Annotated in this window: 4 protein-coding genes; 3 read left to right on the forward strand and 1 reads right to left on the reverse strand. The window is 36.6% G+C overall.

All coding sequences use genetic code 11. From position 1 onward, the window contains the following. The first annotated feature begins 136 nt into the window (after positions 1–136). The 3 genes from ACH2CJ_RS19480 to ACH2CJ_RS19490 all read left to right on the forward strand — a co-directional run bounded on the left by ACH2CJ_RS19480 (position 137) and on the right by ACH2CJ_RS19490 (position 2,997). A complete protein-coding gene (locus ACH2CJ_RS19480; protein WP_394995575.1) occupies positions 137–442 on the forward strand; it encodes a hypothetical protein in 306 nt (101 codons plus the stop codon). Continuing rightward, positions 435–734, forward strand: a complete 300-nt coding sequence (locus tag ACH2CJ_RS19485) for a hypothetical protein (protein ID WP_394995577.1) — start codon at positions 435–437, stop codon at positions 732–734. The genes ACH2CJ_RS19480 and ACH2CJ_RS19485 overlap by 8 nt, the downstream gene beginning before the upstream one ends. Before the next feature lie 250 nt (positions 735–984). Then, positions 985–2,997: a M13 family metallopeptidase gene (locus ACH2CJ_RS19490; RefSeq protein WP_394995579.1), complete on the forward strand. Its 2,013-nt coding sequence runs from the start codon at positions 985–987 to the stop codon at positions 2,995–2,997. A 196-nt stretch (positions 2,998–3,193) separates the two neighbouring features. Here the strand turns inward: ACH2CJ_RS19490 and ACH2CJ_RS19495 are convergent. Continuing rightward, on the reverse strand, positions 3,194–4,490 hold a 1,297-nt coding region (locus ACH2CJ_RS19495), incomplete at its 5' end, for a RagB/SusD family nutrient uptake outer membrane protein (RefSeq protein WP_394995581.1).

Raw genomic sequence — 4,490 nt, forward strand, 5'->3', positions numbered from 1 at the left:
GTTTGTTTTGGGGGGATTCATAAATTGATGTTTAGTTCCTAAAACAAATATATCAGCTTTTTGAATCCCTATCTTTTTTTTATGAACAAACCCTGTAAAGTTTTATCAGTTATATAAAGATTCCAAAGAATCAATTATGACAGACAAACATTCAATTGATTTTGACTTATCAATGATTTTCTTGGCTATTAGAAACTTTGCATCTTGTTTTACTCTTGGTTTTATAAAAGAACATAATTTCTCCAGAGATTCTGCAATAAAAATCGGCAATTATTCGCTAAATATTGATTCCTATGTTTATGAAAGTCTAAAGAAAGCAAGATTATTATCTACAAGAGGTATTGGAAGTATAACTTCGGAAGAAACGTTTAATAAAATAACACAAGAACTTCCACATATAGAAGCTTGGTTTAACACCTTATTAGAAAAAATAAATGGATGAATTTTTAAATAGAATTACTGCTCAAAGACAAGTGATTAACATTGTTAATCAAGAAAAAAAGCTTTCTTTTCCATTGATTGGTTTGTCATTAAAATCAATCGAAAGGTGGAAAAATGAAAATTCCATTTCTGATGACGCAGAAATTTTGATGGTCATTAACTTGATTTCTTCAAAATTATTTTTTCTTGCAAATAAAAGTCAAGAGCAGATAACTAATGAGTATAAATTATTAAGTAAAAATGTTAGTGAATTAATAAATCATTTAAAACAGAATATAAAAAACTGGTTATAACAGTTTTTTATCAAAATGGGTGGAAAGATTTCGTTATCGACTCAATCAAATGGTATTTAATACTACTATTCCTGTTTGGCAGAATTTTAATTCAGCCGGTATGTCCTGCGTTCTTCAAACTCAAAAACCCAAACTTGCTCTCTAATACCCTTGTAATAGTCTCAAAATACGATTTGTTTTTTGGCACAGAAGAATAATTTTTGTATTTTTCCGTTAAAAATCACTTATACTCAACATCCTAAAATAAAACATGAAAAAACGCTTTCCTCTTTCTTTAGTCCTTTTGTTTGCTTTGGTTGGTACACAAGCCTCTTTGGCTCAGCACGTAAGCATCACAGGGATTGACCCGACTATAAAACCGGGCGACAATTTCTTTATGTATGTAAACAAAAAATGGTACGATTCCGTCGAGATTCCATCAACCCAAACGGGCGTGGGGTCTTATTCATTCATGAATTTCCCGCAGCGTATTCGTATGCAAGGAATTTTGGATAGTGTTTCTGCCGCTAAAAATCCAGCAGGAAGTATTGAACAGAAAATTGGAGATTTTTATGCCTCAGGCATGGACATCGCTACTATCAACAAGAGAGGTTATGAGCCTATTAAGCCTTTACTTAAAACTATCGATGGTATAACGGATGTTGCTTCGTTGATGAAATTTGTAGCTGAACAACAAAAGTTTAATAATGCTTCTATTATTGGGTTTCGGGTTGGCCCTGATACTAAGAATAGCTCTATAAACATCGTAAATTTAGGGCAAACAGGCATCGGATTACCCGAAAGAGATTATTATTTCAAAACCGACTCTTCAACCATTGGTATTCAGAAGGCTTATGTAACCTACGTTACTACTTTGTTGAAACTATCGGGTACAGAAGCATTGGCTGCTGCCAAAATGGCATCTGCAGCTTATGGTATTGAGAAAGAAATGGCGGCATCGCACAAAACTAATATTGAGCGAAGAAATGTGCAGGCCAATTACAATAAAATGGCATTGGCAGCTATTGCCACAAAACAACCAAACATAGGCTGGGTGGCTTATTTTAATGGTTTAGGCGTGAAAATAGACTCACTGAATGTGCAGCAACCAGCATATTATGAGCGTTTGAACTCATTACTGGGTTCTGTGTCAATTGCAGATTGGAAAGCGTATTTAAAAGCAAAATCGCTTATTACTTATGCCGATTTTCTAAGCAAAGATTTTACAACTGCATCTTTTGAGTATTCAAAGATTTTGACAGGGCAATCTATTCAAAAACCACGTGGCGAAGAAATCACAGATGCGGTAGATAGGTCGCTCGGGCATGGTCTTGCACAACTGTATGTAAAAAAGTATTTTCCTGAAGAATCAAAGAAACGCATGCGAGTATTGGTAGATAACTTGAAAACAGCCTTTGAAAACCGCATTAATAATCTGGACTGGATGAGCGATTCGACTAAAGCCAAGGCAAAAGAAAAACTATATGCATTCAGTGAAAAAATCGGTTATCCAGATAAATGGAGAGATTACTCAAAGGTGACAATCAATCGTACGACCTACTTTGAAAACCGTTTGGCTACCAATCAAAACGATTTTGTTTATGCGGTATCAAAAGTAGGTAAAACCGTTGACCGTACCGAATGGGGAACTACTCCGCCAACCGTTACGGCGTACAATAACCCTCCACTGAATGAAATTGTGTTTCCCGCTGGTATTTTGCAACCGCCTTATTTTGATTTGAATGCCGATGATGCCCTTAATTACGGGGGAATAGGCATGGTTATTGGTCATGAGATTACGCACTCATTCGATGATCAAGGTGCTCAATATGATAAAGTTGGTAATGTCAGAAATTGGTGGAAGGAAGATGATTTTAAGAAATTTAAAGCCAAAACTCAGCAAGTAATAGAGCAGTATAATCAATTTACGGTACTTGATTCGGTGCATGTAAAAGGAGCCTTGACAGTAGGCGAAAATACGGCAGATATTGCTGGGATAGCCATAGCTTTTGATGCCTTTAAATTGACCCAGCAAGGAAAGAGTAATGTAAAAATTGATGGTTTTACGCCAGAGCAGCGTTTCTTTATTTCTATTGCAAGAATATGGAGAGTAAAAACTAAAGACGCATTTATGAGAATGTATGTAAACACTAACCCACACTCGCCTGCCCAATGGCGTGTGAATGGTCCTTTGATGAATTTTACACCTTTTTATAAGGCATTTAATGTTCAGCCAAGCGATAAAATGTATAAACCCGAAAAAGAACGCATCACGGTTTGGTAAAAGACAGAGAAGACGTAAGTATTTATAAATGTTTTTATTTGTCGGCTCCAGTCACATTCAAAACACATAATTGGTTGACTATCAACTGATTACGAATTTATATTTAATAAGCATGAAAGCCCCACTTCTTTTCACCTAAACAAAAGCGACGAGCCATTGATGACTCGTCGCTTTTGTTTACTATATTTTTCTAAAATCAATATCCTGGATTTTGCACAAGAGCCTTATTTGTATCTATCTCTCTTTGTGGAATCGGAATTACTAATTTATTATCGCTGAAAGCCAATGTTCCTACGTTTCTTTTCAAACGTTTCGCATCGTGTACTTGTAATCCTTCAAAAGATAGCTCTAACTTACGTTCGGCTAAAATTGCATTCAAATCTAAAGTAGTCAAGGTTCTTGCACCTGCTCTTGTACGGAGCAGATTAACATCGCTCAATGGTGTAGCACCTACACTTGTTACTAAGCGTTGGTTAGCTTCCGCACGAATCAAATACATTTCTGCCAAACGAACCACTGGCACATCGCCATATTGATCTAAGAATTTGGCTGTATAGTTATTGTTTGATGCTTTGACGAAGAACTGACCTCTCGTATCGCCAGTAGCATATAAGCCTAAATGTTTTGCTTGAATACGAATATCGCCACGCCCTTGAAAAGTTGATGGAGCATAATAGTTATTCAAATCATTTCCACCATCTTGGTCACTAACAAGAATTTTGAAAATCATTTCACTATCATTTGTAGCATCTTCAAACGCCTCTTCAAATGTCGGTGTTAAAGCAAATTGCGAACTTGTAATAACTCTGTTGGCAGCGTCACGAGCAGCAGTATAATTGCCTTGTTGTAAATAAACTCTCGCCAAAATCGCCTGTGCCGCATTTTTTGAAGCAAAACCAGCATCTGAGATATTTCCTAACAATGTTTCTGCTTTTGTTAAATCTTCCAATACTTGTGTATAAACGGCAGCCACAGTTGCTCTCGGGCGACTATCTGCTTCACTAACAATACGTGTAGGTGTTGTTACAAGTGGCACACCTAAATTGGCATTATTATCACCATCACCCCATGCTTTTGCCCAAAGTCTTACTAAATCGAAGTAAACTAAGCCACGAATAAAACGAGCTTCACCTTCTACTTTGCTTTTCTTACTTGTTTCTACTTTATCAAGCGATGCCAAGACATTATTCGCACGGTTGATTGTAGTGTATGCTTGTAACCAAGTAGCCTGGGTTTGACCATTATTAGTAGTGATGGTTTTACGCCATAGTTCATCTAACGTTGCAAAAGTTCCACCGAATCTTACTTCGGCATCATCACCCAACAAATCGCCTGAGTACTGAATAGCACCACCATAAAGATTGATACTACTAAGTCCATCGTACGCACCAATAAGTGTTACTTCAACATCTTGAGAAGTAGCAAGAGCCTTTGACTCTTCAATAGATTGTGTTGGTTTCACATCTAAGCGGCTATCGCAACCTGCCATAAAT

It is taken from the genome of Emticicia sp., from assembly GCF_043780375.1.
GTDB lineage: Bacteria > Bacteroidota > Bacteroidia > Cytophagales > Spirosomataceae > Emticicia.